This is a genomic window from Micromonospora sp. AKA38 (genome assembly GCF_027925725.1).
In the GTDB taxonomy this organism is placed as follows: Bacteria; Actinomycetota; Actinomycetes; order Mycobacteriales; family Micromonosporaceae; genus Micromonospora.
Genome location: NZ_BNEI01000002.1, coordinates 659,055 through 671,356, shown reverse-complemented (window position 1 = coordinate 671,356; position 12,302 = coordinate 659,055). Strand labels below are relative to the sequence as shown.

8 protein-coding genes are annotated in these 12,302 nt (G+C 74.8%); 4 read left to right on the top strand and 4 right to left on the bottom strand.

The annotated features are described in order from the left end of the window. The first annotated feature begins 32 nt into the window (after positions 1–32). Positions 33–3,524, top strand: a complete 3,492-nt coding sequence (locus TPA0908_RS06570; RefSeq protein WP_281935609.1) for an ATP-binding cassette domain-containing protein — start codon at positions 33–35, stop codon at positions 3,522–3,524. A gap of 42 nt (positions 3,525–3,566) precedes the next feature. On the opposite strand, the gene TPA0908_RS06565 is transcribed toward TPA0908_RS06570, so the two are convergent. The 4 genes from TPA0908_RS06565 to TPA0908_RS06550 all read right to left on the bottom strand — a co-directional run bounded on the left by TPA0908_RS06565 (position 3,567) and on the right by TPA0908_RS06550 (position 7,851). Next, positions 3,567–4,634 carry an NADH:flavin oxidoreductase/NADH oxidase gene (locus tag TPA0908_RS06565; protein ID WP_281935607.1) on the bottom strand — a complete coding sequence of 356 codons (1,068 nt, stop codon included), beginning with the start codon at positions 4,632–4,634 and terminating at the stop codon, positions 3,567–3,569. Positions 4,635–4,699: 65 nt separating this feature from the next. Continuing rightward, a complete protein-coding gene (locus TPA0908_RS06560) occupies positions 4,700–5,995 on the bottom strand; it encodes a dicarboxylate/amino acid:cation symporter (protein ID WP_281936275.1) in 1,296 nt (431 codons plus the stop codon). 265 nt (positions 5,996–6,260) lie between these two features. After that, positions 6,261–6,893, bottom strand: a complete 633-nt coding sequence (locus tag TPA0908_RS06555; protein WP_281935605.1) for a DUF998 domain-containing protein — start codon at positions 6,891–6,893, stop codon at positions 6,261–6,263. Continuing rightward, positions 6,886–7,851: a glutathione S-transferase family protein gene (locus tag TPA0908_RS06550; RefSeq protein WP_281935603.1), complete on the bottom strand. Its 966-nt coding sequence runs from the start codon at positions 7,849–7,851 to the stop codon at positions 6,886–6,888. The genes TPA0908_RS06555 and TPA0908_RS06550 overlap by 8 nt, the downstream gene beginning before the upstream one ends. 113 nt (positions 7,852–7,964) lie before the next feature. On the opposite strand from TPA0908_RS06550, the gene pcaF reads away from it, so the two are divergent. The 3 genes from pcaF to TPA0908_RS06535 all read left to right on the top strand — a co-directional run bounded on the left by pcaF (position 7,965) and on the right by TPA0908_RS06535 (position 12,256). Next, entirely contained in the window at positions 7,965–9,170 is a 1,206-nt protein-coding gene (gene pcaF / locus TPA0908_RS06545) for a 3-oxoadipyl-CoA thiolase (RefSeq protein ID WP_281936273.1), read from the top strand. Positions 9,171–9,286: 116 nt separating this feature from the next. After that, positions 9,287–10,105: an SAM-dependent methyltransferase gene (locus tag TPA0908_RS06540; protein ID WP_281935601.1), complete on the top strand. Its 819-nt coding sequence runs from the start codon at positions 9,287–9,289 to the stop codon at positions 10,103–10,105. A gap of 6 nt (positions 10,106–10,111) precedes the next feature. Then, positions 10,112–12,256, top strand: coding sequence for a putative bifunctional diguanylate cyclase/phosphodiesterase (locus TPA0908_RS06535; RefSeq protein WP_281935600.1), 2,145 nt, complete (start codon positions 10,112–10,114; stop codon positions 12,254–12,256). Positions 12,257–12,302 lie beyond the last annotated feature (46 nt).

The window sequence follows — 12,302 nt, the reverse complement described above, 5'->3', positions numbered from 1 at the left end:
CCCCCACCCGTCCGAGTCCGGAGGACCGTCCTATGCGCCTGCTCCGAGACCTCTGGGCCACCGCGCCCCGGCGGATGGCGGCCGTTCTGCTGCTGATCGTGCTGGGCGCCGGTGGCCAGGCCGCCGCCTCCGCGCTCGCCGGGCCGGTGCTCGTGCACCGCTCGTCCGGCTGGTTCGTCGCGCTGGCCGTGGCGCTGGTCGCCGCCGTCGTCACCGACCTGCTGATCGGGCTGATCATGGCCCGGCTCACCGCCGACTGGTCCGCCGACGTGCGTCGCCGGCTCTGCCGGGTCGCGCTCGGGCAGGAGCTGCCGGCCCTGGAGACCACGCCGGTCGGCGAGCTGCTCGACCGGATCGACAACGACGTCTACCAGGTCGCCGCCGAGATGCGGAACACCGGCGTACGGCTGGCGCAGGGCATCGCCGTCTGTGTGCTCGCCACCGTCAGCGCGCTCGTCGTCTGGTGGCCGGCCGGCGTGGGGATGGTGCTGCTCACCACGCTGCTCGCGGTCGTGCTGCGCCGGCCCACCGCCCGCATCGCCCCGGCCCGGATGGCCGAGGAGGAGGCCTGGTCCGACCTCGCGGCCGTGATGGAGGAGGCGGTGCACGGGCAGGACGACGTGCGCACCAGCCTGGCCCGGCCGTACGTGCTGCGGCTCTACGCCCGCCGCGCGGCCGAGGTGGTCGCCCGCTGCGGCCGGGTGTTCCGGCTCTCCGCCCGGGTCACCTCGGTGGCCGCCGGTGGCGTCCGGGCCGGCATCGCCGGTGTGGTGCTGGCCGGCGCGTGGGCGCTGTCGACCGGGCGGGTCGACGCCGCCCGGCTCACCGCCGTCTGGTTGCTCGCCATCGCGTTCGGCGCCACCGTCGAGCACATCGCCCGCTGGGTGCCGCACCTGCAACAGGCGTTCGGCGCGTGGGCCCGGGTGCAGTTGCTGGCCGGCGCGCGGCAGGAGCCGGCCGGCGGGGCCGCCCCGACCGACGGCGACCTGAGCGTGCGCGGGCTCACCTTCCGCTACCCGGTCGCCGGCGAGGAGCGCGGCCCGGCACTGCGCGACGTGCGGCTCGACTTCGTCCGCGGGCGCTCGTACGCGCTGGTCGGGCGCACCGGCTCGGGCAAGTCGACGCTGGCCAAGGTGCTCACCCGGGCGGTGGAGGTGCCCCGTGGCACCGTCTTCCTGGGCGACACCGACCTGGTCGACCTGGACGTCGAGGAGCTGCGCCGGTGGATCGCCGTGGTGCCCCAGCGCACCGAGATCCTCGCCGGCACGCTCGCCGAGAACGTCGCGTTGCACGACCCGGAGCTGCTCGACGCCGCCGAGCGGGCACTGGCCGAGCTGGGCCTGGCCGGCTGGATCGCCGAGCTGCCCGACGGGGTGCACACCCGGCTCGGCGAGGGCGGGCACGTGCTCTCCGCCGGCCAGGAGCAACTCGTCGCGTTCGCCCGCATCCTGGTCCGGGACCCGCACGTGGTGATCCTCGACGAGGCCACCGCGCGACTCGACCCGGTCACCGAGAACCGGGTCCGCGAGGCCACCGAGCGGCTGCTCACCGACCGGATCGGCATCGTCATCGCGCACCGGCTCTCCTCGGTGCGCCGCTGCGACGAGGTGGTGGTGATGGCCGACGGCGCGGTGCTGGAGGCCGGCCCGATGCGCGAGTCCGCCCGCTTCGCCGAGCTGCTCGCCACCAGCCACGCCGGGGCGTACGCGGGCACCGGCGCGCGGCGCGGCGGCGTGGAACTGCTCGACGCGCCCGGCTGGGCCGACGAGGCGGCCCCGGTCGTGGCGCCGGCCCCCGCGCCGCGTCGCGCCGGGATGCCGCGCGCCGAACCGCCGCCGGCGCCGCCCGCGCCGCCCGCGCGGACCATGCGGGAGATCCTCCGGCTCGGCCTGAACGATCCCCGGTACGGCCTGGCCGCGGTCGCCATGTTCGTCGTGATGACGCTGCTCGGGCTGGACGGTTCGGTGCTGCCCTGGCTCTGGGCCGAGCTGGTCGCCGGCGGCGACCCGTGGCTGCCGGCGCTCGGCATCGCCGCCGCGCTGCTGCTGGTGCTGCCGCTGCCCTACCTCACCAACCTGTGGTTCCCGCAGTGGTGGATCCGGCAGATGCTGCGGATCAGCGCCCGACTGGTGCACGGGCAGACCGGCGCGCGCCGGGTCAGCGGGCACACCCCGGCCGAGGTGGTCGCGCAGGGCGGCGACACGGACCGGGTGGTGCAGCTCGCCGACAACCTGATGGACCAGTTCATCTCGCTGGCCATCGTGCTCACCATGACGCTGGTGACCGGCAGCTTCGTGCCGGCGCTGTTCTTCGTCGGCACGATGGTGGTCTCCGGGCTGGCGGCGACGCTGTTCGGGCCCCGGCTGGAACGCACCGCCGCCGGCACCGTCGCCGCCCGCGCCGCGTTCGCCACCGCGCTGGTCTCCGCGCTCTCCGCCGCCCGCACGGTGAAGCTGGCCGGTGCCACCCGGCCGGTGCTGACCCACCTCGCCGGGCTGGACGCGGTGCGCAGCGAGCGGCAGCGCCGGGAGATCGCCATGCAGGTGTGGGCCCGCTCCACCCCGGCGGTCGTCAGCGGGCTGCTGCCGATCGGGGCCTGGGCGCTCTACCTGACCGGCGGGCTCTCCGCCGGCGCCACCCTGGTCGCGGTCTCCACGCTGGGCGCGGCCCGCTGGTTCGCGTGGACCACCGCGGCGCTGGTCTCGCAGTACCCGTCGGCCCGGGTGTGGACCCGGCGGACCGTGGCGATGACCGGGACGGCCAACTACTCCGAGCCGGTGCCCGGGCTGGATCTGGTCGCCGGCACCGCGCCCGCACCGGAGCCGCCGTCCCGGCACCCGCTGCGCCGGCTGGAGCTGGCCGGCTTCGGCGCGCTGCACTCCGACGGCACGCTCGCCGTCCGCGACGTCGACCTGGTGGTCGAACGCGGGCAGTTGGTGCTGGTGGTCGGCCCGGTCGGGGCCGGCAAGTCGTCGCTGCTGCGCGCGCTCGCCGGGATCGTGCACCACGTCGGCGCGTTGCGCTGGAACGGCGAGCCGGTCACCGAGCCGGAGCTGTTCCTGCGCCCGAACCAGGTCGGCTACGTGGGCCAGCTACCCCGGGTGCTCTCCGGCACGGTGGCCGAGAACATCGCGCTCGGCCACCCGGTCGACGCCGCGAGCGCGGTGTCGACCGCCCAGCTCGACCACGACCTGGCCGCCGCCGGAGGCGGGCTCGGGCTGCTCATCGGGCACAAGGGGACCCGGCTCTCCGGCGGCCAGCTCCAGCGGCTGGCGCTGGCCCGGGCGCTCGCCCCGCGTACCGAACTGCTCGTCGCGGACGACGTGTCGTCGGCGCTGGACGTGACCACGGAGCTGGCGCTCTGGGCGGCGTTGCGCGAGCACGGGGTGACCGTGGTCGGCTCGACCGCCAAGCGGGCCGCGCTGGTCCGCGCGGACCACGTGGTGGTGCTTGTCGACGGCGTGGTCGCCGACCAGGGCGCGTGGTCCGACCTGGAACCCCGCTGGAACCACCTGGCCGGCTGACCGCCGGGCCCCGACCCGCCCAAGGGTCGGGGCCCGGCGCGGTCAGAACGCGCGGGCGTACTGGTCGGGCCAGGCCGGGGTGGCGCCCAGCTTGGCGGCGGCGCGGCGCGGCCAGTACGGGTCGCGCAGCAGTTCCCGGCCCAGCAGCACCAGGTCGGCCTCGCCGCCGGCCACGATCTGCTCGGCCTGCTCGGGCTCGACGATCAGGCCCACCGCGCCTGTCGGCACGGCCGCCTCACGGCGGATCCGGGCGGCCAGCGGCACCTGGTAGCCGGGGCCGACCGGGATCGACGCCTTCGCCGCCGCCCCGCCGGAGGACGCGTCGACCAGGTCCACGCCGGCGGCGGCCAGCTCGCCCGCGAGCACCACGCTGTCCTCGATCGTCCAGCCGCCGTCGGTCCAGTCGGTGGCCGAGATCCGGGTCAGCACCGGCACCGCCTCGCCGACCGCGGCGCGGACCGCGCGCGCCACCTCCAGGGTGAGCCGCATCCGGCCGGCCCGGTCCCCGCCGTAGCCGTCGGTGCGCCGGTTGGTCAGCGGGGACAGGAACTCGTGCAGCAGGTAGCCGTGCGCCGCGTGGATCTCCACCGCGGCGAAGCCGGCGTCCACCGCCCGCCCGGCGGCGACCGCGAACGCGTCCACCACCGCCGCGACGCCGGCCTCGTCGAGCGCGGTCGGGGTGCGGTAGTCGCTGACGAACGGGTCGACGCCCGGGCCGACCGGCGTCCAGCCGCCCTCGGCGTCCGGCACGCCGCCGCGCCGCTCCGCCCACGGCCGGTACGTCGACGCCTTGAACCCGGCGTGCGCGAGCTGCACGGCCGGCACCGCGCCCTGGCCGGCGACGAACGCGGTGACCGGCCGCCACGCGTCGACGTGCGCGCCGGACCAGAGCCCGACGTCCTGCGGGCTGATCCGCCCCTCCGGCACCACCGCGGTCGCCTCGGTGAGCACCAGCCCGGCCCCGCCGACCGCGCGGGAACCGAGGTGGACGCGGTGCCAGTCGGTGGGCAGCCCGTCGGGCCCGGCACTGTACTGGCACATCGGCGCCAGCGCGATCCGGTTGGGCAGTGTGACGCCGCGCAGGGCGAGCGGGGTGAACAGGGCGCTCATGCGGTTCTCCTCCGGTCAGGGCGACGGGTGCGTTCCCGGCCGGGAACGCACCCGTCGGGCGTGGATCAGGCGGGTACGGGGGCGAGCCGCTCGTTCTCGCGCTCGGCGGGCTCGACCGGCTCGATCAGGTCGCGCCGGCCGGCCGAGTCGTACGCGGCCCGGTCGAGCGTGCCCTCGCGGGCGGCCACGATGGTCGGCACCACGGCCTGTCCGGCCACGTTCGTCGCGGTCCGCATCATGTCCAGGATCGGGTCGATGGCCAGCAGCAGACCGGCACCGGCCAGCGGCAGGCCCAGCGTGCTCAGGGTCAGCGTGAGCATCACGATCGCGCCGGTCAGGCCGGCGGTGGCGGCCGAGCCGACCACCGACACGAACGCGATCAGCAGGTAGTCGGTGACGCCCAGGTCCACGCCGAACACCTGCGCCACGAAGATCGCGGCGAGCGCCGGGTAGATCGCGGCGCAGCCGTCCATCTTCGTGGTGGCGCCGAACGGCACCGCGAAGGAGGCGTACTCGCGGGGGACGCCGAGGCGCTCCACCGCACGCTGGGTCACCGGCATGGTGCCCACCGAGGAACGGGACACGAAGGCCAGCTCGATGGCGGGCCAGGCGCCGGCGAAGAAGCGCAGCGGGTTGAGCCGGCCGGCGGCGACCAGCAGCACCGGGTAGACCACGAACATCACCAGCGCGCAGCCGACGTAGACGGCGGTGGTGAACTTGGCGAGCGGGGCCAGCAGGTCCCAGCCGTACGAGGCGACGGCGTTGCCGATCAGGCCCAGGGTGCCGATCGGGGCGAGCCGGATGACCCACCACAGCGCCTTCTGCACGATCGTCAGGACCGAGCGGTTGAGCTGCACGAACGGCTCGGCGGGCTCGCCGACCAGCAGCGCGGCGGCGCCCACCACCAGGGCGAGGAAGACGATCTGGAGCACGTTGCCCTCGACGAACGCGCCGACCGGGTTGGTGGGCACGATGCCGGTGAGGAAGTCGATCCAGGAGCCGGTGGTCTTCGGCGCGTTGGCGCCGGCCGGGTCCAGGTTCACGCCGCGACCGGGGTCGGTGAGCAGGCCCAGGCCGATGCCGATGCTCACCGCGATCAGCGCGGTGATGCCGAACCAGAGCAGCGTCTTGAGCGCCAGTCGGGCGGCGTTGGCGACGCCGCGCAGGCTGACCACGCTGACCACGATGGCGGTGAAGACCAGTGGCGGCACGGCCAGCTTGAGGAGCTGGACGAAGAGACCGCCGACGGTGTCGAGCGTGCTGGTCAGCCAGGCGAGGTCGTTGGCGCGGGCGAGGAAGCCCAGCGCCACGCCGAGCACGAGGCCGAGCAGGATCTGCACGGAAAAGGGGATCTTGCGCAGGGCGGAAGCCATGAGGACGGGTCCAAGGTCTGGAGAGGGAAGGGCGGGCGTCGGGGAGCGGAGCTACGCCGGACAGACGCCGCTGGCCTGCCGTCGGAGGTCGACGTACAGGCGCTCGGTGAGACACCAGACATTGGTCATCGCCGAACCACGCTACTCCCGCACCCGCCCCGCCGGAAGGACCGTTCCCCGTGACGCCCCTTACAGCCTGTCCTGCCGAAGGAGGGGCCCCTTTTTAACACCCGTCGGTTAGCGGGGGCCCCTTCTATCGCCCAGGCGTTAACAGGGTGCCCTTCCTTACCAGCACCGCGGCGGTGGTCAGGCCCCACGCGGCGGTTGCTCCCAGCAGCACGCGCTCCAGCACGCCGACCAGCGTGCCCCGGCCGACCAGCAGCATGGCCAGCCCCACCGCGCCGGCCAGCGGCAGCGCCAGCGCCGCGCCGACCGCGGCGACCCGCCGCAGCGCCGCGCCCGCGGCCGGGCAGCACACCAGCGCCACCATCGCGAAGACCACCGCCGCGGTGGCCGCGATGCTGGCCCCGCCGTGCACCAGGTCGGCCACCGTGGCGGCCTCGAACGGCGGCAGCGGGCAGCCGGCGCTGCACGTCACCGTGCCGGAGAGCACGGTGGCGACCGCGCCGACGCCGAGCAGCACGGACGCCGCCCGCGCCACCGCCGGCAGCGCGCCGGCGAGCAGCAGCAGCGCCGCCGCCAGCGTGAAGATCCCCATCCGGTACGCCCCGGCGTACCCGCTGTCGGCGACACCGGCCTCGCTGACGTACCTGGTCGGGCCGGGGCCCGGACCGGCGATGACGGCAACCGTCACCGCGACCGCCCCGGCCAGCACGCAGGCGGCGGCCCCGGCGGCGGCGACCCGGCGCGACGCGCGCTCAGCCACGCCCGTGCGGCGTGGTCCAGCCGGCCAGGTCCGGACCGAGCGGCACGATGCGGGTCGGGTTGATCATGTCGTGGGTGGCGTAGTAGTGCCGCTTGATGTGGTCGAAGTCCACCGTCTCGCCGAAGCCCGGCGTCTGGAACAGGTCCCGCGCGTACGCCCACAGCACCGGCATCTCGGTCAGCTTCTGCCGGTTGCACTTGAAGTGCCCGTGGTACGCCACGTCGAAGCGGACCAGCGTGGTGAACAGCCGCACGTCCGCCTCGGTGATCGCGTCCCCCATCAGGTAGCGCTGCCCGGCCAGTCGCTCGCCCAGCGCGTCCAGCCGGGCGAACAGCGCGGTGTACGCCTCGTCGTACGCCGCCTGCGAGGTGGCGAAGCCGCACCGGTACACGCCGTTGTTGACGTCGGAATGGATCTCCGCCATCAGCGCGTCCAGCTCCGGCCGCAGCTCGACCGGGTAGAGGTCCGGCGCGTCCGGTGCGTGGAACCGCCGCCACTCGGTGGAGAGGTCGAGCGTGAGCCGCGGGTAGTCGTTGGTGACCACGCGCCCGGTCAGCGTGTCGACGAGTGCCGGCACGGTCACCCGGCCGGTGTAGTCCGGGTCGGTGGCCAGGTACGCCTCGGAGAGGAACCCGACGCCCAGCACCGGGTCGAAGCCGTCCGGGTCCAGCGCGAACCGCCAGCCCCGTTCGTCCCGGATCGGGTCCACGGTGCCCAGCGAGATCACCTCGTTCAGGCCGAGCAGGCCGCGCACGATCCGGGCCCGGTGCGCCCACGGGCAGGCCCGGCACCAGATCAGCCGGTACCGGCCCGGCTCCAGCGGCCAGCGGCCCTGCTCGTCCGGCCCGCCGCCGGCCGGCGAGGTGGAGTGCGGGGTGACCCGCCCGGTGAACCGGTTGGGTTGGCGGACGAACGAACCGCCGCCACTGGTCTCTGCGCTGAACTGGGCCCCGGCCATGCCGCCAACCTATCCGCTCCGGGCGCGGATATCCTGGCGCCGTGGCACCCCGGCGCGACCCGCCGGGGCCGCCGCCGACCGACCCCTTCCCACCCCCGAAGGACGTGCGCGCGATGACCGTGGCCTACCTCGTTGCCGGAGTCCGCACCCCGATCGGCCGGTACGCCGGCGCCCTCGCCGGGGTCCGCCCCGACGACCTCGCCGCGCACGTGATCCGCGAGCTGGTGGCGCGGCACCCGTCGGTCGACTGGGCCCGCACCGACGACGTGATCCTCGGCTGCGCCAACCAGGCCGGCGAGGACAACCGCAACGTGGCCCGGATGGCCGCGCTGCTCGGCGGCCTGCCGGCGGAGGTGCCGGGCAGCACGGTCAACCGGCTCTGCGGCTCCGGCCTGGACGCGCTCGCCGCCGCCGCCCGCGCCATCGTCGCCGGGGACGCCGACCTGGTGGTGGCCGGCGGCGTGGAGAGCATGAGCCGCGCGCCGTTCGTGATGCCCAAGGCGACCACGCCGTTCGCCCGCACCGCCGAGGTCTACGACACCACCATCGGCTGGCGGCTGGTCAACCCGCTGATGGAGCGCGGCTGGGGCATCGACTCGATGCCGGAGACGGCGGAGAACGTGGCCGCCGAGTTCGGCGTGGACCGCGCCGCGCAGGACGCGTTCGCGTACCGCTCGCAGCAGCGGGCCGCCAAGGCGCAGGCCGACGGCCGGCTGGCCGAGGAGATCGTCGGCGTGACCGTGCCGGCCGGCAGGCGGGAGACGAAGCTCGTCGAGGTCGACGAGCACCCGCGGGAGACCACGCCGGAGAAGCTGGCCGCGCTGCCCACCCCGTTCCGCGCCGGCGGCACGGTGACCGCCGGCAACTCCTCCGGCGTCAACGACGGCGCGGTGGCGCTGCTGGTCGCCTCCGCGGCCGCCGTCGAGCGCCACGGCCTCACCCCGCTGGCCCGGGTACGCGGCGCGGCGGCGGCCGGCGTACCGCCACGGATCATGGGGATCGGGCCGGTCCCGGCGACCCGGAAGCTGCTCGACCGCCAGGGCCTCACGCTGGCCGACGTCGACGTGATCGAGCTGAACGAGGCGTTCGCCGCGCAGTCCGTGGCGGTGCTGCGTGAGCTGGGCCTGCCGGAGGACGCCGAGCACGTCAACCCGAACGGCGGGGCCATCGCGCTGGGCCACCCGCTCGGCGCCAGTGGCGCCCGGCTGGCGTTGACCGCCGCGCTGGAGCTGCGCCGCCGGGGTGGTCGGCGGGCCCTCGCCACCATGTGCGTCGGCGTCGGGCAGGGCATCTCGCTGCTGCTGGAGTCGGCCGGCTGAGCGCGAGCGGCGGCATCGCCAGAAGTGGATCTCCCGTTGCCGGTCCGGCGCGCATAGAGTGGGCTGGACCACATGATCCGCCGCACCAGGCGGGTGACGACCGGGGAGATCGCACGATGCAGACGTCGGACGGACCTCCCGCCGGGATCGACCTGAGCCGGCCCAGCGCCGCCCGGGTCTACGACTACTTCCTCGGCGGGGCGCACAACTTCGAGATCGACCGGCAGCTCGCCGAGCAGATCGCGGCCATGACGCCGAACCTGGCGGCCACCATGCGCTCCGGCCGGGAGTTCCTGCGCCGGGCGGTGCGGGTGCTGCTCGACGCCGGCATCGACCAGTTCCTCGACATCGGCTCCGGCATCCCCACCGTCGGCAACGTGCACGAGGTCGCCCAGGCCGCGAACCCCGAGGCCCGGATCGTCTACGTCGACATCGACCCGGTGGCGGTGGCGCACAGCCACGAGTTGCTGGCCGGCAACGACCGGGCCACCGCGCTCCTGGCTGACCTGCGCGAGCCGAAGCTGATCCTGGACCAGGCCCGGGCCGGCGGCCTGATCGACTTCGACCGGCCACTGGGCATCCTGCTCGCCGGCGTGGTGCACTTCGTGCCGGACGCCGACCGCCCGGCCGACATCCTGGCCACCCTGCGGGCCGCCGCCGCGCCGGGCAGTTTCCTGGTCGTCTCGCACTCCACCTTCGAGGACCAGCCGCAGGAGATGCTGGACGCGCAGCGGCTGTCGGCGCGTACCGCCACCGAGATCACGCTCCGCTCGCGGGCCGAGATCACCGGCTTCTTCGGTGACTGGACGATCCTCGAACCGGGTGTGGTGCACATGCCGCTCTGGCGGCCCGACTCGCCCTCGGACGTGGACGAGCACCCGGAACGTTTCGGGGCGTTCGGCGGCGTCGCCCGGTACGACCGCGCTGCCGGGTGAGCCGACGTGCCCGCCCCGGAGCCCGTCGGGGATGACTTCAGCCGTCCCGGCGCCACGGCGTACGCCGCCGAGTGGGCCCGGGCGGTGCGGCGCATCGGTTTCGTGCCGCTGAGCGCGGCCGAGACCGAGCGCCTGTTGGTGTCGCTCACCGAGCGGCTGGCCCGCGCGTTGCGGGCGCCCGCCTTCTCCGCCCGACCGGCGGAGGAGGTGGGGCGGGCCCTGGTGGAGGCGCACCTGACCGAGCCCGGCGTGCTCGACTGGTCGGTGCAGGCGCTCGGCGACCGGTTCCTGCCCTGGGTGCTGCCGGCCCGCGAGGATCTGCCCGAGCTGCGGGAACGGATCGCCTCGTTGCAGGGCGCGGTCGCCGCCGGGTTCAGCCGGGCGCTGCGGGACCGGGTGTTCAGCCAGCAGGAACGGATCGCCCGCTCCGCCTGGCAGGCCCGGGACGCCGTCGAGCAGGCGTTGCGGGACAGCGAGGCACGGTTCCGGGCGGTCTTCACCGGCGCCGCCATCGGCATCGGCATCGCCGGTGTGGACGGGCACATCATCGAGGTCAACCAGTCCTTCGCGGACATGCTCGGCTACACGGTCGCGGAGATGCGGCAGATGAACGTGTCCGCGCTGGCCCACGCCGACGACGCGGCCGGCATGTGGGAGCTCTACCAGGAGCTGGTCGAGGGCAAGCGGGACAGCGCCCGGGTGGAGAAGCGCTACTACCGCAAGGACGGCAGCGTGGTCTGGACCGACCTGGCCGTGTCGCTGATCCGGTACGACGACGGCCGCCCCCGGTTCACCGTCGCCATGATCGAGGACATCACCCAGCGGTACGAGTTGCAGCAGCGGCTGCGTTTCCAGGCGCTGCACGACCCGCTGACCGGCCTGCCCAACCGGACGCTGTTCTTCGAGACGCTCGGTGGCGTCTTCGCCGCGGCCGGGCCCGAGCAGCGCGTCGGGCTCTGCTTCATCGACCTGGACGGGTTCAAGGCGGTCAACGACAGCCTCGGCCACGACCTCGGTGACCGGCTGCTCCAGGTGATCGCCCGACGGCTCAGCGACTGCGTGGCCGGCCGTGGGCACCTGGTGGCCCGGATGGGCGGCGACGAGTTCGTCATCCTGGTCGACTCCGGCGGCGGTCTCGACGACGCGGTGGAGGTGGCCGAGCTGGCGCTCGCGGCGGTCTCCGCCCCGGTGCACGTCGCCGACCAGCAGCTCGCGGTCTCGGCCAGCATCGGCATCGTGGACTGCCCGGCGGCGGAGACCAGCGCCGGCGAGTTGATGAAGGCCGCCGACACCACGCTCTACTGGGCCAAGGCCGAGGGGCGGGGCCGCTGGGCGGTGTACGACCCGGAGCGCAGCGCCGCCGACATCGCCCGGTCGGCGCTGGCCGCCAACCTGCCCGCCGCGTTGGACCGGGGCGAGTTCGTGCTGCACTACCAGCCGATCGTGTCGCTGTTGGACGGCAGCATGGTGGCGGTCGAGGCGCTGGTCCGCTGGCAGCACCCGGAGCTGGGGCTGCTCGGGCCGGACCGCTTCATCGGCCTGGCCGAGGAGACCGGCCTGATCGTCCGGCTCGGCGCCTGGGTGCTGCGCCAGGCGTGCCGGGACGCCGAGTCGTGGCGGCGCGCCTTCGGTGAGTCGAAGCCGGTGGTCAGCGTCAACCTGGCCGCCCGGCAGGCCGACGACCCGGCCATCGTGGAGACCGTGGCGGAGGCGTTGCAGCACACCGGCCTCCCCGCCGAGCTGCTCCAGCTCGAACTGACCGAGAGCGCGGTGATGGGCAGCGCGGGTGAGCCGCTGCGGGCCCTGCACCAGCTTGCCGACCTCGGGTTGCGGTTGGCCATCGACGACTTCGGCACCGGCTACTCGAACCTGGCGTACCTGCGCCGGCTGCCGATCCACTGCGTGAAGCTGGCCGGCCCGTTCGTCGAGGGCATCCGCGGTGACGGCGCGGTCGCCGACCACCGCGACGAGCGGATCGTCGACGCGCTGGTCCGGTTGGCGCACGCGTTGGAGCTGTCGGTCACGGCCGAGGCGGTGGAGACCGAGGTGCAGGCCGAGCGGCTGCGGGCGTTGCGCTGCGACACCGGCCAGGGCCGCTGGTTCGGTGCCCCGATGCCCGCCGACGCCATCCGCGCCCGCCTGGCGGGGTAAGGAAGGGCCCCCGCTCAACGCCTCCGGTAGAGGAGGGGCCCCCGCT

Excerpts from the sequence above, each read along its gene's own strand:
- TPA0908_RS06570 (WP_281935609.1), top strand. The coding sequence starts at position 33 with ATGCGCCTGCTCCGAGACCTCTGGGCCACCGCGCCCCGGCGGATGGCG.
- TPA0908_RS06565 (WP_281935607.1), bottom strand. The coding sequence starts at position 4,634 with ATGAGCGCCCTGTTCACCCCGCTCGCCCTGCGCGGCGTCACACTGCCC.
- TPA0908_RS06550 (WP_281935603.1), bottom strand. The coding sequence starts at position 7,851 with ATGGCCGGGGCCCAGTTCAGCGCAGAGACCAGTGGCGGCGGTTCGTTC.
- pcaF (WP_281936273.1), top strand. The coding sequence starts at position 7,965 with ATGACCGTGGCCTACCTCGTTGCCGGAGTCCGCACCCCGATCGGCCGG.
- TPA0908_RS06540 (WP_281935601.1), top strand. The coding sequence starts at position 9,287 with ATGCAGACGTCGGACGGACCTCCCGCCGGGATCGACCTGAGCCGGCCC.